This window comes from Massilia suwonensis, from assembly GCF_042655665.1.
GTDB classification, from domain to species: domain Bacteria; phylum Pseudomonadota; class Gammaproteobacteria; order Burkholderiales; family Burkholderiaceae_D; genus Telluria; species Telluria suwonensis.
Genome location: NZ_JBHSMR010000014.1, coordinates 290,269 through 312,714, shown reverse-complemented (window position 1 = coordinate 312,714; position 22,446 = coordinate 290,269). Strand labels below are relative to the sequence as shown.

The following is a 22,446-nucleotide window of genomic DNA, read 5'->3' as shown; positions in this document are numbered from 1 at the left end:
CCCGAGCATGCGGCATTATCGTCCTGCCGGGCAAGCATTAAAAATCGCATAACCATAGCTGAAATCATTCGTTTTCTTCGGATGAGTGGAGCAATACCCTAACGGTAACCCTGTTCCAACTCATCCGAAAGAATCGTATGTTCAAGAAAATCGCAAGTTCGCTGGTAGCCGTCGCGCTGCTGGCCCATTCCGCAGCGTTTTCGGCCGCTCATGCGGCCGACGTCACCCTGCTGAACGTCTCCTACGACCCGACCCGCGAGCTCTACCAGGATTACGACGCGGCCTTCGCCAAGCACTGGAAGGCCAAGACCGGCGACAACGTCACGGTGCGCCAATCGCACGGCGGTTCGGGCAAGCAGGCCCGCGCCGTGATCGATGGCCTCACGGCCGACGTTGTCACCTTGGCACTGGCCTATGACATCGATGCTATCAGTGAACGCGGCCTTATCGCGCACAACTGGCAGGATCGCCTGAAGTACCGCAGCTCGCCCTACACCTCGACCATCGTGTTCCTGGTGCGCAAGGGCAATCCGAAAGGTATCAAGGACTGGGGCGACCTGGTGAAGCCTGGCGTCTCCGTCATCACGCCGAATCCGAAGACCTCGGGCGGCGCCCGCTGGAACCACCTCGCGGCCTGGGGCTATGCCCTGCGCCAGCCGGGCGGCAACGAAGCGAGCGCACGCGACTTCATCGGCAAGCTGTACAAGAACGTGCCGGTGCTCGATTCGGGCGCACGCGGCGCCACCACCACCTTCGTCGAACGCGGCATCGGCGACGTGCTGCTGGCCTGGGAAAACGAAGCCCTGCTGGCCCTGCGCGAACTCGGTCCGGGCAAGTTCGAGATCGTCGCCCCGTCGGTAAGCATCCTGGCCGAACCGCCGGTCGCCGTGGTCGACAAGGTCGCCGACAAGCGCGGTACGCGCCAGGTGGCCCAGGCCTACCTCGAATACCTGTACAGCGACGAAGGCCAGGACATCATCGCCAAGAACTACTACCGTCCGGCGGTCGAGAAGTTCTCGCGCAAGTACGCGTCGCAGTTCCCGAACATCAAGCTGTTCACGCTGGACCAGGTGGCCGGCAACTGGACCACTGCACAGAAGGCCCACTTCGCCGACGGCGGCGTCTTCGACCAGATCTACCAGCCCGGCAAAAAATGACTTGAAATCCGGCGCATGGCCACGACTGTGTTGATTTGATAATCGTGGCCTGCCGGCGGAAGTGCTCTTGCGCATCCGTCGCGGCAGTCCTTCCTGTACTACCCCTAGGAAAGGAAGACGACATGTCAGCACTACGCAAGATCAACGAACAAGTCATCGTCATCACCGGCGCCAGCAGCGGCATCGGTCTCACCACCGCGCGCAAGGCCGCCGAACAGGGCGCGAAACTCGTGCTCGCCTCGCGCAACGGCGACGCGCTCGACCAGCTGGCCAGCGAACTGCGGCGCCAGGGCTGCCAGGTCGCCACCGTCGCGGCCGACGTCGGCAACGTGCAGGACGTCGAGCGCATCGGCCAGACGGCGATGGAACGCTTCGGCCGCATCGACACCTGGATCAACAATGCCGGCGTCGGCACCTTCGGGCGGCTCGACGAGGTGACGCTCGAAGACCACCAGCGCCTGTTCCAGACCAATTTCTGGGGCGTCGTGCACGGCTCGCTGGAAGCGGTCAAGCGCATGAAGCAGCGCGGCGGCGGCGCCTTGATCAATGTCGGCAGCGAAGTGTCCGATACGCCGGTTCCGCTGCAGGGCATGTATTCGGCGTCCAAGCATGCCGTGAAAGCCTTCACCGATTCGCTGCGCATGGAATTGCAGAAGGAAGACGCCCCGATTTCGGTCTCCCTGATCAAGCCGGCGGCGATCGACACCCTGTTCGCGGTGCACGCGAAGAACTACATGGACAAGGAAGCGACCCTGCCGCCGCCGGTGTACGCGCCGGAAATCGTGGCCAAGGCCATCCTGCATTGCGCCTGCCATCCGAAGCGCGAAGTGTATGTCGGCGGCGCCTCGAAGTTCATCTCTGCCAGCCGCGCCCGCATGCCGGGCCTGACGGACCGCTTCAGCCAGGCGACCATGTTCAGCCAGCAAAAGACCAAACAGGACAAGATGCCGGGCCGCCCCGACGCGCTGCATGCGCCGGACCCGACCCACACGCTGCGCGAGCGCCAGGGCATGCCTGAGCGTACCGTGAAGGAAACCTCGGCCTATACGACGCTCAGCCTGAACAAGAAGCCCTTGATGACGGCCCTGCTGGGTGGCGGCGCGCTGTTCGCGGCGTGGAAGCTGGCGCAGCCGGGGATGGCAAGGCGCAGGCTGGGTCGGGTGTAAGCGACGCCGGCCGTAACAAAAAAGACGCGCACAAGACGCGTCTTTTTCGATCTTGTAGGGTGGGCACTCTGTGCCCACGCGGTCCTGCCTACGCATACCGCATCGTCCCCAAGCACCATGTCAGGCCAGGTGCCACGTCTCGACCTGCAAGCGCCGTAACCGCGTGGGCACGGAGTGCCCACCCTACGAAACCACGCGCCAAGGTTTATTAGCCGGCATCCTTATCGATCGGCGGCCGGCTCGCCAGGAAATCGGTATCGTCTTCCGTCAGCGGCAAATCGGGAATCGACTCGATCCGGTCGGTATCGATGTCGGCCCCATCCTTGGCCACCGTGTCGCGTCCGGCCGCGGCGCGTTCGCCGGTGCCGCCCATGTCGCTGTCGCCGGAAAAGTCGGCGTCGCCCACGTCAGGGCCAGCGGTGTCGCCCGCGTGGCTTGCTTCCAGGTCGGAGGTCGTGCCCTCGTCCAGGTGCAGCACCTGGTCGTCGTCGAGGTTGGCCGAGAAACCCGGGCCGCCGACCACGTCGCTGCCGGTATCGGAGATATCGCTCGGTCCCAGCGCGTCGGTGCCATGGCCCTTGCCAAGGCTGCGGTCTGGACGTTCCGGGAAGTTGTCCGGATCAAGTGTGCTAATGCCAGTCATGATGCCTCCGTGAAGATGGTTGTCGGATAGTTCAGGATAGTGTCAGGCTACAGCCATTCGGCAGTGCACGGCGCAGCGCAGGGCGCGGTAGCAAGGCACTAGAAAGCGTGGCGCATGCCGACGTTGATGGCCGCATTGCCATTGCCGCGCGCACTGGCATTGCCGACCGTATAGCCGGCGCCATTGCGGTTCTGGATGCGCGAATACGCCGCATAGAAATCGGTACGGCGCGATACCGCATGGCTGGCGCCGATCGCGACCTGCCGGGCGTCCTGGTTGGCCGGATCGCGGTCGTCCTTCTGGATCCAGGATGCCAGCAGGGTCGTGCGCTGGCCGACCGGCACCGCCATGCCGAACAGCACGTCGCGGCTGTTGGTCGACGCGGTGCGCGCCAGGCCGGCGCCGTAGGGGTTGTCGGGATTGAATAGCGGCGAGCTGGCCCAGCCGCGGCTCAGGCTATAGGCCGTGTAAGCCGTGCCCCAGCCCAGGCGCAGGTTCGCTGCCAGGATCGAGTTGCGCGAGATGGTGTCGTTGGCCGTCTTGCTGTTGAGCTGCACGCGCACGGCGCTCAGGTTCTGGTGCGCCGCGCGCACGGTCAGCGGTCCGGCCTCGAGCCCCACCGTCATGCCCCAGGCGCGCCCGGCGGGCGAGGTGTCGACTTGCTCCTTGTAGGCATACGAGGCGCCGGCCGAAATGCCGCGTGCCAGGGCGCCGAAGTACTGGATGCTGTTGTCGACCCGGCGCCCGCCGCCGATCAGGTTGCCCGCATTGCCGGACATGCCGCCCTTGAAGGGATCGGCCACGTCGGCCAGCGCCAGGTATTGCAGGTTGTACTGGCGGCCGATGGTAATCGCGCCGAATTCGCCGGCGAGGCCGACGAAGGCCTGGCGTCCGAACACGCGCTCGTGCTGGTCGCTGCGGCCGGTGTCGACCCGGACGCCGCTTTCCAGGGTGAAGACGGCGGATGTGTTGTTGCCGATAGGTTCCTTGCCATGGATGCCGATATGCGATTCCGAGGCCAGTCCGCTGCTTACCTGGGTCGCACACATGTTGCCGCATCCGCCCTGCCCGACCACCCCGGCATCGATCACGCCATAGGTCGTGACGCCGTTCTGCGCGCAGGCAAGCGCGGCACTTCCTCCCAGCACAGCAAACGTGACAAACGACTTCAGCATCGGCGTATCCTCTCTACGCCTCTACATTACGCCTCTCAAGCGGCTTCTTCTGTCGAATGTCGCACATACGGCTGACCGGTTCGGCTCGCCTTCATGTAGGCGAACTCTGACGTACATACATTGAACCCTCAGTTTGCCAGCGCCACGGCGTTCTTGCCGCCCCGTTTTGCGGCATACATGGAACTGTCGGCACGGGCCAGCCAGGCGTCGAGATCCTGCGGATCGCCGGGCCGGTGCAGGGCCACGCCGATGCTGGCGCCGACGCGCACGCCGGCGCGGCGCAGGGCGTAGGGCTGGCCCAGCACGTCCAGCAGGCTGTTTGCTTTCTCATGAGCATCTTGCGCGTCGGCCAGGCCTTCCAGCACGACCACGAATTCGTCGCCGGCCAGGCGCGCCACCAAGTCGGTCTTGCGCACCGCGTCGAGCAGCCGCGCGCCGAACTGGCGCAGCAATTCGTCGCCTTCCTCGTGGCCGTGGGTATCGTTGACGCCCTTGAAACCGTCCATGTCGAGGAACAGCAAGGCGCAGGGCTTGCCGGCACGCGCGGCGCGGCGCATCGCATCGGGCAAGGCCTGCATCAGGGCGCGCCGGTTCGGCAGCCCCGTCAGGGCGTCGTGCAGCAACAGCGCCTGTAGCTCGGCGGTCCGCGCGGCGACCGTGCTTTCCAGCTGCCGGTTCATCGTTTCCAGAGCGCTGCGATGAGCCTCCTCGCTGCGCACCAGTTCGCGCATTGCGTCCGACAGCACTTGCGCCTCGTGGAAGCCGTTGACGACCGGAATGTCTTGCGGGCGCCCGCCGGCGCGGGTGGCAGCGGCCGCCTGCTCGATCGCGCCGCTGAGCGCATCCATCGGCCGCGTCAGGCGGCGCGCCAGCAGGGCCGCACAGCCGGCCAGCACCAGGGCCATCAGCACGCTCAGCACGATCATGCGGTCCTCCAGCGCGCGCGCATCGGCCAAGGCTGCATCCTCGGTGTGGCGCACTAGCACCGCCCACTGCAAGGTCGTGGGATCGCCCGCCGTGCCGGTCCGGCTATAACCGGTGAGATAAGTCTTGCCGTCCACGCCCTCCTCGCGCAGCGAGCCGGTCGCGCCCGCCTGGGCCAGGCGCAGGCTCGGGGTGTCGATCTTCTTCTCGATCAGGTGGTCCGGACCGAGAATGACGGTGCCGTCGGCACGCACCACCAGCACTTCGGCGCCGTACTCGCGCAGCGCCGGCGTCAGCAGCTGGCGCGCGCGGTTGCGCGCCCACTGCCAGCTCATGTGCACCCCGACCACGCCGCGCACCTGGCCATCCGCGCCCGCCAGCGGGGCCGACATGTCGATGAAGCGCCAAGGATCGGCCGCTTTCGGCAGCAACTTATTCAGCAGCAGGGCCGGATGGTAGTCGGTGGCGTGCGCCCGTTTCAAGCCGGCCTGGAACCAGGGCCGGGCCTCGACCTGCGCCCCTTCCAGCATGCGCCCGGTCGACACCCTCACCTTGCCGTTCGCATCGGCAACGCCGATCCAGGCATAGTCCGCCACTTCGCGCTGGATCGATTCGAGCACGCCGCGGGTGGCATCCGCGTCGTCGAAGGAACGCACCTGGGGCAGGTCCGCGAGCAGCTTGACGGTGACGAGTGCGTTGTTCGTGACGCGGTTGAGCGAATCGCGCATCTGCCAGGACAGCTGCTGCAGGCGCAGTTGGGCTTCCTTGCGGGCTTGCTGGTGGGCGAAGTGGCTGACCAGGGCCAGGTGCAGCAGGACCGTCAGGGTGACGGCGATGCTGACGGTGAGCATGGTGATGGTCGCCAGGCGCAGGGAGCGGCGCGTCGGGGGGCGGGCCGGAATGTTCATGTGGACACATTGTCGAATGAATCGCACATCATAGCCGGGTGGGGTTGGGCGGACAACGAAAATAGTGCTGAAAAGCACAATTTCTCGGAATCGGTGCCTTCCAGCAGCATGCTCGGCTTACAATGAATGAATCGACAAAACATACCGAAGGTCGCGTGCAGACCATTTCCCACTACGATCAGAACGCCGAGCAGTTCGTCGCCCAGTACGAGTCGCTGAGCTTCGAGCATGTGCATCCTGCCCTGCTGGACTTGCTGCCGCCGCCCGGCGCGACGATTCTCGACGTCGGCGCCGGTTCCGGAAGGGATGCCGCCTGGCTCGCGTCCAAAGGATACGAGGTGGTCGCTGCCGAGCCCTCGGAGGCAATGCGCATCCTTGCACGTCAGCGCCATCCTTCGCCACGTATTCACTGGGTCGCCGACAGCCTGCCGGACCTGGCCCAGGTACGCAGACTGGGACTTACTTTTGACCTGATCCTGCTCTCGGCGGTCTGGATGCACGTGCCGCCGGCGTCGCGTCAACGCGCCCTGCGCAAGCTGGCAACGCTGCTGTCGCCGAATGGACGGATCGCCATCAGCCTTCGCCTCGGCCCACCGGATACCGATCGGGCCATGTACGAGGTGACGCTGCCTGAGCTGACGTCGATGGCCCAGCAGTTCGGGCTCAGATTAGTACGGACCGACGACAGCCCCGACAGGCTGGGACGGCCGGGCATTTCGTGGACGACGGCGGTTCTTGGGTTGCCTGATGATGGATTGGGCGCGCTTCCGCTGCTACGTCACTTGATCCTCACGGACGGGAAGTCATCGACCTACAAGATTGCGCTGCTGCGCATTCTTGCCAGGATCGCCGATACCGCGGCGGGTGCAGCGCGCCACGAGCCCGAGTTCGTCGCCCTGCCAATGGGCCTTGTCGCGCTCTTCTGGTTACGCATGTACAAGCCGCTCATCGAAGGCGGGCTTCCGCAGATGCCGCCCAACCGGGCGGGAAATACCCCCAGCTTCGTGTCCAGCAACTTCACTGCCTTGCGTTCCGTTCGACCGGTGGACCTTCGGGCAGGGATGGAATTCCATGACGACACAGCGCGTCACCTGCACGCCAGTCTGTGGGAAATTGCCAGGCTGATCCGCGAAATGCCGGTGAAGTATCTGCGCTGGCCGGCAAGCGATGAGCACATCTTCCATATCAGGCACCAGCGCCGCACATCGACACCGGCAAGCCTGCGGATCGATGACCCGTTCCTGTGGAGCTTCGGCGAGTTTCATGTCCCGCTCCAGATCTGGGATGCGCTCAGCCATTACAACGTGTGGGTCGAACCGGTTCTCGTTGCGGAATGGGTGCGCCTGATGGAGTCCTACGCCGGCCAACTCGGCCCGGCAATCGGCCAGACTGCCTATTCCCTGCTTGCGTGGGCGGATCCCGAGCGCGACACCCGGCTTGCGCGGGCGGCAGTCGAACGGCTTCGAGGTCAAGGCAAGTCGGTCTACTGTGTCTGGTCGGGCCAGCGTTTGCGGGATGACTACGACATCGACCATTGTTTTCCGTTCGCTGCCTGGCCTTGTGGGGATGCATGGAACCTGATGCCGGCGTCGAAACGGATCAACAATGAGAAATCGAATCGATTGGTCACGCAAGCTGCGTTGGAGCGGGCCAGCGAGCGGATTGGGGAGTGGTGGGAGGATGCGTTCCTGTCGGTTGGGAATGGGACGCGTCAGCGGTTTTTCCTGGAGGCGGAGCAGACTTTGCCGATGTTGCGCAATTCGGGTTCGTCGCTGGAACTGATCGATGCGATGAAGGTGCAGCGGATTCGGTTGGCGAAGGATCAGGGGTTGAGGGCTTGGGAGCCGGGCTACGGCCGCGCATGATGATCAGAGGTGGAGCGCGCGCCCTCGGCGCGCGGCGCTGCCCGCTGCGCGGGCAGCAATCGGCCGGATTCGAAGAGGGCTGGGCAAGTATGCCCAGCCCTTCGAATCTCACACGGGAGGCGCGCAGGCGCCTCCCTCGCTTCCGCCAGGCAATAAAAAAACCGCCCTCGGGCGGTTTTCTTTATTTCCTGGCGGAAGCGGTGAGATTCGAACTCACGAACGGGTTCCCCCGTCGGCAGTTTTCAAGACTGCTGCCTTCAACCACTCGGCCACGCTTCCTGTGAGACCGGCATTATACATAAATCATTGTGCTGACGGCAGGCAATCAGCATCACTCAACAGGAGCAGCGCTATCCAGCACAGTCGATCGGTGATCGGAACGGTTGCAGCAGCGCGACGTTCGCGTATCACCGCGTGGGCGGGGGACCCGCCCACCCTACAAAACCGGCCGAGCCCTACTCCACCAGCAGCCAATTCTCCCGCAAACCCTGCTCGAAACGCGCCGCCGGCAACGGCGCCGCATACAGATAACCCTGCACCTCGTCGCACCCCGAATCGCGCAGGAAGGACAGCTGATCCAGCGTCTCGACACCTTCCGCAATCACGCGGTGCCCGAGCTGGCGCCCGATGCTGATGATGGTGCTGGCGATCGCACAGTCGCTCGTATCGGAAGGAATGCCGGTCGTGAAGGAACGGTCGATTTTCAAGGTATGGATCGGGAAGCGCTTCAGGTAGGACAGGCTCGAGTAGCCCGTACCGAAATCGTCCAGTGAGAGCGCGACACCGAGTTCGTTGATCCGATCCATGATCCCGATCACGCGGTCGATGTCGTGCATCAGCGTACTCTCGGTGATTTCCAGCTCCAGCCAGCAGGGATCGAGCGCGTAGCGTTCGAGCGTGGCGGCGACGCGGGTCGGGAGCGACTCGGTGAATTCGCGCGCCGAGACGTTCACGGCCAGGCGGAACGGGCGCATGCCCGCGCGCTGCCAGACGGCCGCCTGGGCACAGGCCTGTTCCAGCACCCATTCGCCGACCTGCACGATCAGGCCGGTGGTTTCGGCCAGCGGGATGAATTCGGACGGCGGCACCAGGCCGCGCTCGGGATGCGACCAGCGTACCAGCGCTTCGGCGCCGACGATGCGGTCGCTGCCGATTTCGAATTTCGGCTGGTAGTACAGCAGCAGCTCGCCATGGCCGAGCGCGTGGCGCAGGCCGGATTCGATGCGCATGCGCTCATGCATGCCCTGGTTCATGTCCATGCTGTAGAAGGCGACGCTGTGGTCCGGGTTTGCATGGCCCTCTTTCGCGCGCGCCATCGCGATGTCGGCGTGGCGCAGCAGGGTTTCGGCTTCCACGCCATCCTGCGGGAAGACGCTGATGCCGATGCTGGCGCCGACGCGCAGGTCGTGGCCTTCGATCACGAAGGGCGCGTCGAGCGCGGCCTGCAGCTTCTGCGCCACCGTGGTGGCCTCGAAGTGCTGGCGGATGTCGAACAGGCCGACCGCGAATTCGTCGCCGGCCAGGTGGCCCACCACGTCTTCCTCGCGCAAGGTGCCGCGGAAGCGCGCCGCGACCTGGCGCAGCAGCTCGTCGCCGATGCGCCGGCCCAGGGTGTCGTTGACCAGCTTGAAGCGATTCAGGTCGATGAACAGCACGCAGCCGGTAGCGACGTTGCGCTGGGCGACCATCAGCGCCTGGTCGACCAGGCGCGCGAACAGGGTGCGGTTCGGCAGGCCGGTCAGCTCGTTGTAATACGCGAGGTGGTGCAGCCGCTCTTCGGCCAGCTTGCGTTCGGTGATGTCGGTCAGGTAGGCGATCAGGCCGACCGGACGCTCTTCGAGGTCGCGCAAAGGCGTCAGCGAGAGGCTGGCCCAGAACACCTCGCCCGACTTTTTCCGGCGCCGCACTTCCATCATGCGCCCGCCGCCTTCGGCAAACGCATCCGGAATGCTTTCGTCTTCGTCCACGTACAGAAACAGGATGCTCTTGCCCACGGCTTCCAGCGCGGAGTAGCCGAACAGGCGCTCGGCGCCGCCATTCCAGCTGGTGATGTAGCCCATCAGGTCGAGGGTCAGCACCGACTCGTGGATCTGGTCGAGGATCTGCGACTGGTGCGCCAGCTGGGCTTCGATGCCGGCGTAGGCGTGGGTGGCGCGGCGCGCCAGCGAATGCACCTGCAGCAGCGAGCCGGTGAGCGACGCGAGACCGGCCAGGTGGCGCCGGTCCTGCTCATCGAAATCGCAGCGGCCGGCGACTTCATAGCAGCCGTGATACGTGCCCTCGGCATGAACCTCGTGCAGCAGCGTGCCCGCCGGCGCGCTGCGCGGCTCGGGGAAGGCCGGGGCCAGCGGGTCGGCCGCGATGAAGCGCCCTTCCGCGCAGCCCAGCAGCGTGCGTGCGATGCGGCCGAGTTCTTCGGCCAGTGCCTCGCCGCGCAGGCGCATCACGGCCGCGCTTAGCGCCGCGCTGCAGGCGACGAAGTCGTGGCTGTGCAGGAGCTGCGCCTCAGACATTGCGGCCCACCTGGATCGCCCAATGATGCGCGTGCAGCTGGCTTTGCCACCAGGTGGCGGCGTCGATGCCGGCCGCGTCCAGCAAGGCGGCATCGGGACCGCGCTCGGCCAGCAGCAGGCGCCGGCCCAGCACGCCCTCGCGATGCAGCAGCGCGGCGGCGACGTGATCCGGCAGCGGCAGGTCGGCCAGGATCTCCGCCATCGGCATGCCGAGCAGGCGGTCGAGCAGGGAGAAGGCGCCGGTCATGAAAGCCAGGTCCTGTTCATCGCGCTCGCCGCCGTCGCGCTTGCACAGCATTTCGAGCTGGCCGGCGCGCAGGGCCGCCAGCGGCAGCAGCAGGTTCGGCAAGCCGTCGGCATTGCCGCGCGCGTACAGCAGCAGCTGCAGCCAGCGCTGCAGCTGGCGCCGGCCGAGCACGGCGATGGCCTGGGCATAGCCGGTGATCGCGGTGTTGACCGCAAACGCGGCCGAATTCACCAGCTTTAACAGGTGGAAGGACAGCGCCGGATCCTGCTTGAGCAGTAGTTCGATGTCGCGCGAGTCGGCGTCGGTGGCCAGCAGGGCCAGCAGGCTGAGGATGCGCCGGCGCGAGCTGCCGTCCTCGGCGGGACCGCCGGTCGGCGTCGCCAATGGATAGTCGCCGCTGAACCAGGTGAAGCCGGCGCGCTCGCACTCTTCGAAGCGGGCCATGCTGTCGACCTCGCGCGCCAGGTGCGGACCGAATACGGCCAGCAGGCTGGCGTTGGGAGGCGCGCCGTCGCGGCAGCGCAGCGTCACCGCGCGCAGCTTGGCCGGACGCGCCACGCCCGGCGGCAAGGGGCCGTCGAGCATCACGCGGTAGCCGGCATCGGCCAGGGCGGCCAACTGCTGCGCCGCCCCTTCAGCCGCCAGCGCGGCGGCGGCGACCCCGAACACGATGCGGTTCGGCGGCAGCAGGTTCAGCAGCGGGGGTGTGAGCTCGGCCGGATCGGACAAGAGCAGCACGCAGTCGAGGGGGGCGATCGCCGCCAGCAGGTCGGGCGCGCCGAACAGCGCGGGGATCAGTTCCGCCAGCTTGCCGGCGGACAGGTCCATTCCCAACGCCACCCACTCGTTCCTGCCATTGGCGATGGGGTGCAAGCGCACCGTTGGAAAGGAAGCAAGGTCCAGCAAGGCCATTGGCGTCTTCGGAGTAGGTAGTCAGACAATAGTAGTCGAGCAAATGCGCAAAAGCAATGGAAATGTTTCCTTGCGGATACATTTTGGCGGTATTTACCACGCATTGCATACGTACTATTACGTAGTCGAATCGACATCCCCGACAGTTAGAATCATGCGCTTGCCATTTCCATACTAGTGCAAGCTTAGTGTGAAATTCGGGTCGGATCCTCATCCTGCCCTCGCTGACGGTCTCGGCAGCAGGACAGATGCGCCGCACCCTCACGAAAAAACCAACAGGAGCCACCATGAAAAGTCTCGGAAATCGACTCGGCTGGGCGGCGCTCTCACTCCTCGGCGCCGGTGCGCTCGCTTACGTTGCCTTGCGCCGTGGCGAGTCCATCAATGCCGTCTGGGTGGTGGCGGCCGCCGTCTGCGTCTACCTGATCGCCTACCGTTTTTACAGCCTCTACATCGCCACCAAGGTGATGGGGCTCGACCCGGGGCGCCAGACCCCCGCCTATAAATACAACGACGGCCTCGACTACGTTCCCACCAACAAGTACGTGCTGTTCGGCCACCATTTCGCCGCGATTGCCGGCGCCGGTCCCCTGGTCGGCCCCGTACTGGCGGCCCAGATGGGCTACCTGCCGGGCATGATGTGGATCCTTGCCGGCGTCGTCTTTGCCGGCGCGGTGCAGGACTTCATCGTCCTGTTCATGTCGATGCGCCGCGACGGCCGCTCGCTGGGCGACCTCATCAAATCCGAAATGGGCGAGATCCCGGGCGTGATCGCCCTCTTCGGCACCTTCATGATCATGGTTATCATCCTCGCGGTGCTGGCGCTGATCGTCGTCAAGGCGCTCACCGGTTCGCCATGGGGCACCTTCACCGTGATGGCGACGATCCCGATCGCGCTCTTCATGGGCATTTATTCGCGCTACGTGCGCGTCGGCCGCATCGGCGAGATCTCCTTCATCGGCTTCATCCTGCTGATGCTGGCCATCGTCGGCGGCCAGTGGGTGCACGATTCGCCGACCCTGGGCCCGATGTTCACCTTCACCGGCACCGAACTGACCTGGATGCTGATCGGTTATGGCTTCGTCGCCTCCGTGATTCCGGTCTGGCTGCTGCTGGCACCGCGCGACTACCTGTCGACTTTCCTCAAGATCGGCACCATCGTCGCGCTGGCCATCGGCATCCTGCTGGTCGCGCCGCACATGCAGATGCCGGCCGTGACCCGCTTCATCGACGGCACCGGCCCGGTCTGGTCGGGCAATTTGTTCCCCTTCCTGTTCATCACCATCGCCTGCGGCGCCGTTTCCGGCTTCCACGCGCTGATCTCCTCGGGCACCTCGCCGAAGATGATCGAGAACGAGACCCATGCCCGCTTCATCGGCTACGGCGCGATGCTGATGGAATCCTTCGTGGCCATCATGGCCCTCGTCGCCGCTTCGACCATCGATCCGGGCATCTACTTCGCCATGAACGCGCCGGCCGCCGTGCTCGGCACCACCGCGCAGAGCGCTGCCGCCGCGGTCTCGAACTGGGGCTTCGTCATCACGCCCGAGATGCTGACCCAGACCGCCAAGGACGTCGGCGAGCACACCATCATCTCGCGCGCCGGCGGCGCCCCGACGCTGGCCGTCGGCATGGCCAACATCCTGGCCAACGTCGTGGGCGGCAAGGCGATGATGGCCTTCTGGTACCACTTCGCGATCCTGTTCGAAGCCCTGTTCATCCTGACCGCGGTGGACGCGGGCACCCGCGCCGGCCGCTTCATGCTGCAGGACCTGCTGGGCGCCTTCGTGCCGTCGCTCAAGCGCACCGACTCGCTGCCGGCCAACCTGCTGGCCACCGGCCTGTGCGTCGCGGCCTGGGGCTACTTCCTGTACCAGGGCGTGGTCGATCCGCTGGGCGGCATCAACACCCTGTGGCCGCTGTTCGGCATCGCCAACCAGATGCTGGCCGGTATTGCGCTGACGCTGGGCACCGTGGTGCTGTTCAAGATGAAGCGCGGCCAGTACGCCTGGGTCACGATCGTGCCGACCATCTGGCTGCTGATCTGCACCCTGACCGCCGGCTGGCAGAAGATCTTCCACGAAAACGTGAAGGTCGGCTTCCTCGCCCACGCGCAGAAGTTCCAGGCCGCGCTCGACGCCGGCGAAGTGCTGGCGCCGGCCAAGTCGCTCGACCAGATGCGCCGGATCATCTTCAACGACTACGTCGACGCCACCCTGTGCGGCTTCTTCATGGTGGTCGTGCTGGCGGTGCTGTTCTACGGCATCCGCACGGTGATCAACGCCCGCAACAGCGGCAACCCGACGGTGAAGGAATCGCCGTTCGTGGCTGCGCCAGCCGCACAGGTGCAGTGATGTTCGCCACCCTCGCCCAGGCCGGCAAGTATCTCGGGCAAAGCATGCGCCTGATGGTCGGCCTGCCGGAGTACGACACCTACCTCGCGCACATGGAGCGCGAGCATCCGGACAAGCGGCCGATGAGCTACGAGGAGTTCTTCCGCGAGCGTCAGGAAGCGCGGTATGGGTCTGGGCGCAGCGGTGGGTGCTGCTGAAGCAGCACCCACCGCGGGAGCCTGGGCACTCGTGCCCAGGGAACGATGCGTCTTGTTGAACTGTAGTTAAACGCGTGGACGGCACAGCCGTCCACCCTACGCCCCTCCCGCTTTGCGCCACCGCAAAGCCACCCTCCCCCCTCCCACGTAATATTTTTTCCTGCAGGAATTTGCATTTCTGCAAGGAGGGCATGCGCACGCACATCGCGCCGGCCCGCTTCACGTTGCCGCCCCTGTTCATCTCCCATGCCGACCTTTGCGCGCTCCAGCCTGTACCGCACCCTGACGACGATGTCGCTGCTGTCGACCGGCGTCGCGCTCGTCTGCGTGTTCGTTGCCTTCACCGTCGCCTCGGTGCTGAACGGGCGCGCCAACGAACGGCAGCAGCTGTCCTCGCTGGCGGGCGTGGTCGCCGCCAACAGCGCCGACGCCCTCGTCTTTAACGACCGCAACCTGGCGCGCACCCTGCTGGCCTCGCTCGAAGCGAAGGGAGAAATCTCGCGCGCGGCCCTGTACGACCGCAAGGGCAAGCTGTTCGCCGCCTACAGCGCACCCGGCCACGCGGGCGAGGAGCCAAGCGCGCTGCTCGATGCGGTCGACGACGCGTTTCTCGCGCGCGCCAACCTCGAGAGCGCGCGCCTGTGGTCGCCGCGCATGCGCCTGTACCGCGCGGTGGCGGGCGCGCGCAGCCAGGTCGGGGTGCTGGTGATCGAGGTCGACCTGCTGCCGATGTGGCGCGACATCCTGCGCAGCAGCGCGGTGCTGGCCGCGGCCATGTGCGCTTCGCTGCTGGTCTCGCTGGTGCTGGCGCGGCGCTTCACGCGCAGCATCGCCGCGCCGGTGACGCGCCTGATCCAGACCGCGCAGGAAGTCTCCAGCAGCCAGAACTACACGCTGCGCGTGCCGCACGAACGGCGCGACGAACTGGGCATCCTGATCGACAGCTTCAACGACATGCTGGCCCAGATCGAGGGCCGCGGCGCGGCCTTGACCCTGCATCGCGACGAACTCGAACGCCAGGTCTCGGTGCGCACCGAGCAGCTGGAGCGCGCCAAGAACGCGGCCGAGGCGGCCAGCCGCGCGAAGAGCGCCTTCCTCGCCACCATGAGCCACGAGATCCGCACCCCGATGAACGGGGTGCTGGGCATGACCGAGATGCTGCTCGGGACGAACCTGACCGAGGCGCAGCGCAACTACACGCGCCTGGTCAAGCGCTCGGGCGAGCACCTGCTGGTGATCATCAACGACATCCTCGATTTCTCGAAGATCGAGGCCGGCAAGCTCACCATCGAGTACATCAATTTCAATCTCTGGGACCTGCTGGAAGACATCCACACGGTCTACACGCCGCAAGCCCAGAACAAGGGCATCGCGCTCGACTTCGACATCGCCAACGACATCCCGGTGGCGATCTGCGGCGACCCGAACCGGCTGCGCCAGATCATGGCCAACCTGCTCGGCAACGCGATCAAGTTCACCGAGCAGGGCCGCATCGTGGCGCGGGTGCGCGTGGCCAGCGAGGACAGCCAGGCCGTGATGCTGCGCTTCGAGGTGCACGATACCGGCATCGGCATCTCGCGCGAGGCGCGCGGGCGCCTGTTCGAGGCCTTCTCGCAGGCCGACGATTCGACCACCCGCAAGTTCGGCGGCACGGGCCTGGGCCTGGCGATCTCGAAGCAGCTGGTCGAGCTGATGGGCGGCGCGATCGGGGTCGACAACGGGGCCAAGCAGGGATCGGTATTCTGGTTCACGGTCAGCTTCGACAAGCGCCGCGTCGATCCGGACGCGCCTGGCGTGGTAGCGCCGGGCAGCCAACAGCACACCCTGGACGGCATGCGCGTGCTGGTGGTGGACGAGGACGAGACCACGCGCATCGCGCTGGAGCGTCACCTGGCCGCCTGGGACCTGGCCTGCGAAGGCGCTGCCGGCGCGCGCGCAGCGCTCGATCTCCTGGCCACGCACGCGCGCGCCGGCCAGCCCTTCGATGCCGCGCTGATCAACATGGAGCTGGCCCAGTCGAGCGGCCTGCTGCTGGCCGCGACGATCAAGGCCGATCCGCTCACGCGCCCGACCCGCATCGTCCTCCTCAGCCCCGAGCGCCTGGCGGCCGATCCGGTGCAGCGGCGCGAAGCGGGCGTGGCCTACCAGCTGATCGAACCGGCGCGCGCGGCCGACCTGTTTGCCTGCCTGGGCACGCGCCCGCGCGGGGTCACCGCGCCGGCGCCGCAGTTCCTGCCGCCGCCGCAAGCCCCGCGCGGCGAAGGCAGTGCCCGCGTTCGCCGCGTGCTGCTGGCCGAGGACAACCCGGTGAACGTCGAAGTGGCCAAGGCCATGCTCGAAAGCCTGGGCCTGCAGGCGCAGGTGGCGCGCAACGGCCAGGAAGCGCTGGAAGCGACGCGCACCAACGCGTTCGAGGCGGTGCTGATGGATTGCCAGATGCCGGTGATGGACGGCTTCGCCGCCACCGCCGCGATCCGGCGCGAGGAACAGGAAGCGGGCCGCCCGCGCACCCTGCCGATCATCGCGATCACGGCGAATGCCCTGCAGGGCGACCGCGAAGCCTGCCTGGCCGCCGGCATGGACGACTACCTGTCGAAGCCCTTCACCCAGGCCGAGCTGGCCGGCGTGATCGGCCGCTGGATCGCCCTGCCCCTGAGCGCCAGCGTGCACCACGGCGAGGCCGCGCCGACCCTGCCGATCGAAGCGCGCGAAGTGATCCAGCGCGACGTCATCAACGCCAGGGCGCTGGACAACATCCGCGCGCTCAGCCAGCAGGGCGGCGACGCGCTGGTGCAGAAGGTGGTCGCGGCCTACGTCGGCGACACGCCGCAGCACCTGCGCACCCTGCGCGAGGCGGTCGGCGGACAGGACGCCGCGACCATCCGCCGCGTCGCCCACAGCCTGAAGTCGGCCAGCGCCAACGTCGGCGCCGACACGCTGGCGCGCCTGTGCAAGGACCTCGAACAGATGGGCCGCAACGCCAGCGTCAGCGGCGCGGCGCCCCTGCTCACCGACATGGAAGAAGAATTCCAGGCGGTGCGAGCTTCATTGAACGGCTTGTTAGAGAAGGAAACATGATGCCCCTCTCCCCTTCCCCCCAACGCGGTGTCGTGCTCGTTGCCGACGACGATCCGGTGATGCGCCTCCTGATGCTCGAGATGCTGCAGCAGGTCGGACTGGAGGGCATCGAAGCGGCGGACGGACGCGAAGCCGTGGCGCTGGCCGCGGCGCGCCGTCCCGACCTGATCCTGATGGACGTCGAGATGCCGCACCAGGACGGCTTCGCGGCCTGCCGCGCGATCCGCCGCAGCGAAGGTCCCGCCGCCTCGGTGCCGATCGTGATGGTCACCGGCGGCGACGACATCGAAGCCGTCACCAGCGCCTACGAAGCCGGCGCCACCGACTTCGTCTCGAAACCGATCAACTGGCCGATTCTCGGCCACCGGGTGCTGTACGTGCTGCGCGCGAGCGACGCCATCGCGCGCCTGCGCATTGCCGACGCCCAGAACCGCGCCGTGCTGGCCGCGATTCCGGACACGTTTTTCCGCATGAACGGCGACGGCTTCTACCTGGACTACGAGCCGGGCCGCGGCTTTCCCAGCCGCGAGCGCGACGGCGCCGTGCCTTTTACCAGCGAACGCTGCGTCGGGCGCCACATCACCGAGGTGCTGCCGAAGGACATCGCGGCGCGGGTGATGGCGCAACTGGGCGAGGTGCTGCGCAGCCAGCAGATCCGCTCGATCGAATACGAGCTGCTGCGCTTCGGCGCGACCCAGCATTTCGAGGCGCGCCTGGTGGCCACCGGTCCGTCCGAAGTGCTGGGACTGGTGCGCGACATCAGCGAACGTAAGCGCAGCGAAGAACAGATCCGGCGCCTGGCTTATTGCGACAGCCTGACCGGCATCCCGAACCGCCAGGCGTTTCTCGAAACGCTGGAGCGCGAGCTGCAGCGCTCGAAAGTCGGCAATAAAAAGTTCGCGGTGTTGTTCATGGACCTCGACGCCTTCAAGCGCATCAACGACACGCTCGGCCACAACGTCGGCGACCATCTGTTGAAGATCGTCTCGGAGCGCCTGCGCGAGACGATCCGCCCGAGCGACCTGGTGTCGCGCGGCGAAGCCACGCCCGACGCCGCGCTCGGGCTCGATCACGACAGCTCCAGCACCAAGTTCGCGCGCCTGGGCGGCGACGAATTCACGATCCTGATTCCCGACCTGGAGCGGGTCGAGCATGCGCTCAACGTCGCGCACCGGGTCAAGGAAGCGATGCGCCGGCCCTTCCTCATCGACGGCAACGAGATCTTCGTCACCGCCAGCATCGGCATCTCGCTGTTCCCGGAAGACGGCGACGACTGCAATTCGCTGCTCAAGTTCGCCGACACGGCCATGTACCACGCCAAGAACTGCGGCAAGAACAACGCCAAGCTGTACAGCTCTTCGCTGACCATGCAGATCATGAGCCACGTGAAGCTCGAAGTCGGCCTGCGCAAGGCGCTGCAGAACGACGAGCTGTACCTGCTGTACCAGCCGCAGCTCGACGTGCGCTCGCTCGAGATCGTCGGCGTCGAAGCGCTGGTGCGCTGGCGCCATCCGGAGCGCGGCATCATCTCGCCGACCGAGTTCATTCCGCTGGCCGAGGAGACGGGCCTGATCGTGCCGATCGGCGAATGGGTGCTGCGCACCGCCTGCAACCAGGCGCGCGCCTGGCAGCACGCCCTGCGCCGCTCGGTGCGCATGGCGGTCAACCTCTCGGCCAAGCAGTTCAAGGACGAGAACCTGTCGCAGATCGTGCTGTCGGCGCTGGACGAGACGGGGCTCGAACCGAAGCTGCTGGAACTGGAGCTGACCGAAGGCACGCTGATGGACGACGCCAAGGCCACCCTGGCCACGCTCGAGCAGCTGCGCCGGATCGGCGTCTATCTCTCGATCGACGATTTCGGCACCGGCTACTCGTCGATGAATTATCTAAAACGTTTCGACGTGCGGGCGCTGAAGATCGACCGCAGCTTCATTTGCGGCCTGCCCCAGGACTCGGAAAACGCGGCGATTACGCGCGCCATCATCGCCATGGCCCACGGCCTCAAGATGGCGGTGGTGGCCGAAGGGGTCGAGACCGACGAGCAGCTGGTGCTGCTCGAGCAGTTCGGCTGCGACCTGGTGCAGGGTTACTTCCTCGGCCACCCGTCGAGCGCGGAAGTGATCACGGAGATGCTGGGGCCAGTGCCCATGATCTTGCCCGCGCCGTAGGGGTCATTGAGGCCAATGGCCCAATGCCGGTCAACTAAGCCGAAACAGCTGCGTAACGTAGGGTGGGCTCCCCGAGCCCACACGGCGATACGTGCCTTCGAGATCGTCGCGCCCGACATCGGAGCCGGAACGTATCGCCGCGTGGGCACAGAGTGCCCACCCTACGAGAAACCGCGGATTCTCGGCTCAAGTGACCGGCATCAGGCCATTGGCCTCAATGCCCCCTACCGCGGCATGAACGTTAGCGTATGCCGCGCCGGCCCCGGCAGCAGCGGCTGCGGCCGGCCCTGCACCCACTCCGCGTGCCCGTGCAGGAACCAGGGCGAGAGCGGATGGCCGCTCTGCCCGCCCGGCATGTTGTACAGCCCGCGCTCCTCGTGTCCCGGCGAGACCGTCATCCGTTCCGACTGCCCGAACTTGGGACCGGCCACGCGCGGCATGTGCGAGTCGCCCGCCAGCTGGTCGGGCGGCACGCCGAGCCAGCTGGCCAGGGCCGGGACGGCCAGCGCGATCGGATGGGCAAAGGCGGCGGTATTGCGTGCGCCCCAGGTCGCGGACGCCAAAGGCACGCCGTCGCGCTCCAGCTCCGCCAGCACGCGGTCGACCGCCGCCAGCTGCAGGTCGCGCCAGCTGCGCTGCCCGGGCGGCAGCCATCCGGCCGGCTGTTCGTCCAGCAGGCGCGCCACCAGCGCCGGCCAGCGCGGGTTCGCCAGCGCCATCGTCGCCTTCGGATCGAGCGTCTTCAATTGCGCATCGACGCCCGCGAACAGGATGTCGTGCAGCGCCCACATGAAGTTGCGCGCCAGGCGGTAGCCGACCGAGTCGACGCCGGCGCGGCCGTTCCAGCTGGTCTCGAGCAGGCGCCGGAAATCGGCGCGGCGCGGCTGTCCGGCCAGCGCTCGCTCGTCGAGCACGGCGAGGGCGCGCTGGCGCCACTGCGCGATGAAGAGCGCGCGGTCGTCCAGGGCCACGGCGAAGGCGCCGTGTTCGTCGGTGCGCGGCCCGAGCTCGCGCAGGCGCTGGCGCAGCTGGCTGCTGCGCGCGCCCAGGTCGAAGCCGCCGTCGCCCAGCAGCGCGCCGGCATCGCCCAGCAGCTGGCGGCTGTTCGCGGTCGAGAGCTGGCCGTCGACCGGGTTCACTACGCGAGGATATGCTTCGGGCGCGAGCAGTCCGTCCCAGGTCGCTGTCCCCTCTCCGGCCAGCATCGGAAAACTGGCGCCGTCGCTACCGGCCGCAAGGTTGACACGTCGCGGCAGCCGCCCGGCGATCGTCCAGCCGATGTTCCCGGCGGCGTCGCCGGCGACGAAGTTCTGGGCCGGGATGCCGTCGATCGCGGCCACCGCCAGCGCCGCATCGAGCGTGGCCGCGCTTTCCAGGCGCAGGTGGTTCAGGTTCACGGCGCCCGGCGCATGCGCGACCCAGTGCAGCGCATAGGTTTTTCCGCCCGCCTCGCGCAGCGGTCCGAAACGCGTCTCGCGCACGTCCAGGCGTTCGGCCGGCGCGCCTTTCACCAGGATCGTTTCGACGTGAGTGTCAGGCCGCTCCCAGCCCGCCGGCGTGCGCACCATCCCGGGCTGCCCGGGCGCGGTGCCGACTTCGACCAGGTCGAGGTAATCGCCATAGCTGTTGGTGAAGCCCCAGGCTACCTTGCCGTTGCTGCCCGCGATGATGAGCGGCGGCGCGCCCGGCAGGCTGACCCCGACCACTCGCCGCTGTCCGCCCTGCCCGCTTGGCCAGGCCAGCGCCAGCCGATACCAGATGTTGGGCAGCTGCAGGCCCAGGTGCATGTCGTCGGCGACGATCGCCGCACCGGTCGCGCTGCGGCTGCCGGCCAGCGCGTAGTTATTGCTGCCGACCATGTCGCCGCGTCCGAGCAGGGCCAGCGACGCAGCACGCTCCCCCGCCATGCCCCACCAGGATGGCGCCGTCGCAGGCGCCGGTGCTTCGGCCGGTGCGACGGCGGCGTCGAGCGGCGCGTCCCAGCGGCTCGCCTGCGGCAGCAGGAAGACCAGCTGGGCCGGATCGCTGTGCGCGCGCAGCCAGCCGCGCGCCAGTTCGCGCGGCTCCTGGTTGCCTTGCAGGTCGATGTACATGGCCCACACAGCCAGCAGCGAATCCTCGGCGCGCCAGGGCCGGGGCGTCGTCCCCGTCAGCAGGTATTCGAAGGGCCGCGCGCCGAGCGCGTTCAGGCCGTCGTTGACGCCGGCGACGTAGCGCTCGACGAAGGCACGCTCGCCTGGCTCCAGCGCCGCCAGCGCACGCACGGCGCGGGCGCGGAAGCGGTGCAGGCGGCGCGCGCGGTCGAGCGGCAAGGCGCGCGGCCCGAACAGCTCGGCCAGTTCGCCGCCGGCCGTGCGTCGGAGCAGATCCATCTGGAAGAAGCGCTCCTGGGCGTGGACGAAGCCGGTCGCGTAGGACAGGTCGAGGCGGTTGGCGCCCCGGATCAAGGGCACGCCGGCCGCGTCGCGCGCGACCGTCACCGCCGCCTCCAGGCCGGCAACGGGGCGGGTGCCGTCCACCTGCGCCAGGCTGGCGCGCAGCAGCAGCCAGGCGCCGAGGCAGGCCAGCAGCACCAGGACGAGCAGGATGAGGGCTAGGCGCCTGGTCCAGGTTGTCCAGCGGCGAGCGCGCATGCGGTCTCCTTGTTATTTTTTGTGCGAATGATCTTGCCAGAAAAGCAGCATTCGAGAAAGGCTGGCGCGCTCGTGCATGCATGACGCATGGCGGCGCCCGGCTGTCCGATTGGACGGGATCGAGCAGTGTTCTGATTCTTGCGCTAAGCTCGAAACCGGGAACGTTCACCGCAAAAGGAGCTCGCAATGCGTACTTTCATCATGCTGTCGGCAGCGCTGCTGCTGAGCGCCTGCGCCACTCCTCAGGAACGCGCGGCGCGCAAACAGGCGGAAATGTCCGAGATGATCGCCGTCTATGGGCCGGCCTGCGAACGGCTCGGCTTTGCCGCGCAATCCGACCAATGGCGCAACTGCATCATCAACCTCAGCACCAAGGATGAGGTGCAGCGCTATGGCAGTTATCCGGCCTACGGGCCGGGCTGGGGCGGACGCTACTGGGGCGGCGGGTTCTGGGGGCGGGGCTGGTAGTTACTTGTGGCGGTTAGCCCGAAAAGGTAACGTAGGGG

Annotated in this window: 14 protein-coding genes and 1 tRNA gene; 8 read left to right on the top strand and 7 right to left on the bottom strand. The window is 66.8% G+C overall.

Annotation, left to right across the window (positions count from 1 at the left end; all coding sequences use genetic code 11):
- Window positions 1–137 precede the first annotated feature (137 nt).
- Window positions 138–1,157: a sulfate ABC transporter substrate-binding protein gene (locus ACFPQ5_RS21695; RefSeq protein ID WP_379760705.1), complete on the top strand. Its 1,020-nt coding sequence runs from the start codon at window positions 138–140 to the stop codon at window positions 1,155–1,157.
- A 122-nt stretch (window positions 1,158–1,279) separates the two neighbouring features.
- Window positions 1,280–2,323: an SDR family oxidoreductase gene (locus tag ACFPQ5_RS21690; RefSeq protein WP_379760703.1), complete on the top strand. Its 1,044-nt coding sequence runs from the start codon at window positions 1,280–1,282 to the stop codon at window positions 2,321–2,323.
- Window positions 2,324–2,531: 208 nt separating this feature from the next.
- On the opposite strand, the gene ACFPQ5_RS21685 is transcribed toward ACFPQ5_RS21690, so the two are convergent.
- From ACFPQ5_RS21685 to ACFPQ5_RS21675, 3 genes are all read right to left on the bottom strand, one after another.
- Complete coding sequence (locus ACFPQ5_RS21685; protein WP_379760701.1) at window positions 2,532–2,966, bottom strand: hypothetical protein; 435 nt, start codon at window positions 2,964–2,966, stop codon at window positions 2,532–2,534.
- A 98-nt stretch (window positions 2,967–3,064) separates the two neighbouring features.
- The gene (locus ACFPQ5_RS21680; protein WP_379760699.1) at window positions 3,065–4,141 is read right to left on the bottom strand and encodes a porin; all 1,077 of its coding nucleotides are present in this window, start codon (window positions 4,139–4,141) and stop codon (window positions 3,065–3,067) included.
- 128 nt (window positions 4,142–4,269) lie between these two features.
- Window positions 4,270–5,973 (bottom strand): sensor domain-containing diguanylate cyclase, encoded by a 1,704-nt coding sequence (locus ACFPQ5_RS21675; protein WP_379760697.1) that lies wholly within the window; start codon window positions 5,971–5,973, stop codon window positions 4,270–4,272.
- Window positions 5,974–6,095: 122 nt separating this feature from the next.
- Here ACFPQ5_RS21675 and ACFPQ5_RS21670 point away from each other — a divergent pair, with 122 nt between their 5' ends.
- On the top strand, window positions 6,096–7,838 hold the full coding sequence (locus ACFPQ5_RS21670) for a methyltransferase domain-containing protein (RefSeq protein ID WP_379760695.1): 1,743 nt from the start codon (window positions 6,096–6,098) through the stop codon (window positions 7,836–7,838).
- 189 nt (window positions 7,839–8,027) lie between these two features.
- Here ACFPQ5_RS21670 and ACFPQ5_RS21665 read toward each other — a convergent pair.
- The 3 genes from ACFPQ5_RS21665 to ACFPQ5_RS21655 all read right to left on the bottom strand — a co-directional run bounded on the left by ACFPQ5_RS21665 (window position 8,028) and on the right by ACFPQ5_RS21655 (window position 11,426).
- A tRNA-Ser gene (locus tag ACFPQ5_RS21665) sits at window positions 8,028–8,117 on the bottom strand.
- Between the two features lie 176 nt (window positions 8,118–8,293).
- Window positions 8,294–10,351, bottom strand: a complete 2,058-nt coding sequence (locus ACFPQ5_RS21660; RefSeq protein ID WP_379760693.1) for a putative bifunctional diguanylate cyclase/phosphodiesterase — start codon at window positions 10,349–10,351, stop codon at window positions 8,294–8,296.
- Window positions 10,344–11,426 (bottom strand): HDOD domain-containing protein, encoded by a 1,083-nt coding sequence (locus ACFPQ5_RS21655; RefSeq protein ID WP_379760691.1) that lies wholly within the window; start codon window positions 11,424–11,426, stop codon window positions 10,344–10,346. The genes ACFPQ5_RS21660 and ACFPQ5_RS21655 overlap by 8 nt, the downstream gene beginning before the upstream one ends.
- A 371-nt stretch (window positions 11,427–11,797) precedes the next feature.
- On the opposite strand from ACFPQ5_RS21655, the gene ACFPQ5_RS21650 reads away from it, so the two are divergent.
- From ACFPQ5_RS21650 to ACFPQ5_RS21635, 4 genes are all read left to right on the top strand, one after another.
- Window positions 11,798–13,864, top strand: a complete 2,067-nt coding sequence (locus ACFPQ5_RS21650) for a carbon starvation CstA family protein (protein WP_379760689.1) — start codon at window positions 11,798–11,800, stop codon at window positions 13,862–13,864.
- Window positions 13,864–14,061 carry a YbdD/YjiX family protein gene (locus tag ACFPQ5_RS21645; protein WP_379760687.1) on the top strand — a complete coding sequence of 66 codons (198 nt, stop codon included), beginning with the start codon at window positions 13,864–13,866 and terminating at the stop codon, window positions 14,059–14,061. Before ACFPQ5_RS21650 ends, ACFPQ5_RS21645 begins: the two co-directional genes overlap by 1 nt.
- Before the next feature lie 246 nt (window positions 14,062–14,307).
- Complete coding sequence (locus ACFPQ5_RS21640; protein WP_379760685.1) at window positions 14,308–17,139, top strand: response regulator; 2,832 nt, start codon at window positions 14,308–14,310, stop codon at window positions 17,137–17,139.
- The gene (locus tag ACFPQ5_RS21635; protein WP_379761390.1) at window positions 17,139–19,307 is read left to right on the top strand and encodes a putative bifunctional diguanylate cyclase/phosphodiesterase; all 2,169 of its coding nucleotides are present in this window, start codon (window positions 17,139–17,141) and stop codon (window positions 19,305–19,307) included. The genes ACFPQ5_RS21640 and ACFPQ5_RS21635 overlap by 1 nt, the downstream gene beginning before the upstream one ends.
- 224 nt (window positions 19,308–19,531) lie before the next feature.
- Here ACFPQ5_RS21635 and ACFPQ5_RS21630 read toward each other — a convergent pair whose 3' ends face one another.
- A complete protein-coding gene (locus tag ACFPQ5_RS21630) occupies window positions 19,532–21,940 on the bottom strand; it encodes a penicillin acylase family protein (protein ID WP_379760683.1) in 2,409 nt (802 codons plus the stop codon).
- Between the two features lie 186 nt (window positions 21,941–22,126).
- Between ACFPQ5_RS21630 and ACFPQ5_RS21625 the strand changes: the two genes are divergently transcribed.
- Entirely contained in the window at window positions 22,127–22,408 is a 282-nt protein-coding gene (locus ACFPQ5_RS21625; protein WP_379760681.1) for a hypothetical protein, read from the top strand.
- Window positions 22,409–22,446: the final 38 nt, after the last annotated feature.

Coding starts and splice junctions, on each gene's coding strand:
- ACFPQ5_RS21625 (WP_379760681.1), top strand. CDS start 22,127: ATGCGTACTTTCATCATGCTGTCGGCAGCGCTGCTGCTGAGCGCCTGC.
- ACFPQ5_RS21675 (WP_379760697.1), bottom strand. CDS start 5,973: ATGAACATTCCGGCCCGCCCCCCGACGCGCCGCTCCCTGCGCCTGGCG.
- ACFPQ5_RS21695 (WP_379760705.1), top strand. CDS start 138: ATGTTCAAGAAAATCGCAAGTTCGCTGGTAGCCGTCGCGCTGCTGGCC.
- ACFPQ5_RS21630 (WP_379760683.1), bottom strand. CDS start 21,940: ATGCGCGCTCGCCGCTGGACAACCTGGACCAGGCGCCTAGCCCTCATC.
- ACFPQ5_RS21685 (WP_379760701.1), bottom strand. CDS start 2,966: ATGACTGGCATTAGCACACTTGATCCGGACAACTTCCCGGAACGTCCA.
- ACFPQ5_RS21670 (WP_379760695.1), top strand. CDS start 6,096: ATGAATGAATCGACAAAACATACCGAAGGTCGCGTGCAGACCATTTCC.
- ACFPQ5_RS21655 (WP_379760691.1), bottom strand. CDS start 11,426: ATGGACCTGTCCGCCGGCAAGCTGGCGGAACTGATCCCCGCGCTGTTC.
- ACFPQ5_RS21635 (WP_379761390.1), top strand. CDS start 17,139: ATGCCCCTCTCCCCTTCCCCCCAACGCGGTGTCGTGCTCGTTGCCGAC.
- ACFPQ5_RS21660 (WP_379760693.1), bottom strand. CDS start 10,351: ATGTCTGAGGCGCAGCTCCTGCACAGCCACGACTTCGTCGCCTGCAGC.
- ACFPQ5_RS21640 (WP_379760685.1), top strand. CDS start 14,308: ATGCCGACCTTTGCGCGCTCCAGCCTGTACCGCACCCTGACGACGATG.
- ACFPQ5_RS21645 (WP_379760687.1), top strand. CDS start 13,864: ATGTTCGCCACCCTCGCCCAGGCCGGCAAGTATCTCGGGCAAAGCATG.
- ACFPQ5_RS21680 (WP_379760699.1), bottom strand. CDS start 4,141: ATGCTGAAGTCGTTTGTCACGTTTGCTGTGCTGGGAGGAAGTGCCGCG.
- ACFPQ5_RS21690 (WP_379760703.1), top strand. CDS start 1,280: ATGTCAGCACTACGCAAGATCAACGAACAAGTCATCGTCATCACCGGC.
- ACFPQ5_RS21650 (WP_379760689.1), top strand. CDS start 11,798: ATGAAAAGTCTCGGAAATCGACTCGGCTGGGCGGCGCTCTCACTCCTC.